The organism is Stenotrophomonas maltophilia group sp. RNC7 (genome assembly GCF_030910085.1).
Lineage (GTDB): Bacteria > Pseudomonadota > Gammaproteobacteria > Xanthomonadales > Xanthomonadaceae > Stenotrophomonas > Stenotrophomonas sepilia.
Map to the genome: position 1 here is coordinate 1 of NZ_JAVFVN010000548.1, position 376 is coordinate 376.

Genomic DNA, 376 nt, shown 5'->3' on the forward strand with positions numbered 1-376 from the left:
GTCGGCACCCATGCCGGCGACCTGATCAGCGAAGTGGCGCTGGCCGTGGAAATGGGCGCGGACGTCATCGACATCGCCAAGACCATCCACCCGCACCCGACGCTGGGTGAATCGGTGGGCATGGCGGCCGAAGTGGCCGAAGGCGTGTGCACCGACCTGCCGCCGATGAAGAAGAAGTAAACCCTGGCTGGCCGGATCTTGCATCCGGACGCAGGCACCGCAGCCCGAAGCGCCTCCCGGCCTTCGGGCTGTTTTTCATTGGGACGTTTTTCTGGATAATCCATCCGGCCATGCCCGGCTGATCCCGGCCCCGCCGCTGCCTAGAATCGAATCTCCATCGACACACATGCGGGAGATTTTCCATGGCAGACCATTC

At 63.3% G+C, this 376-nt stretch carries 1 pseudogene; it reads left to right on the forward strand.

Going from position 1 to position 376, the window contains the following annotated elements:
• Positions 1 to 180 (forward strand): annotated as a pseudogene (locus RCF13_RS10730) (dihydrolipoyl dehydrogenase); the annotation flags it as partial.
• Positions 181 to 376: the final 196 nt, after the last annotated feature.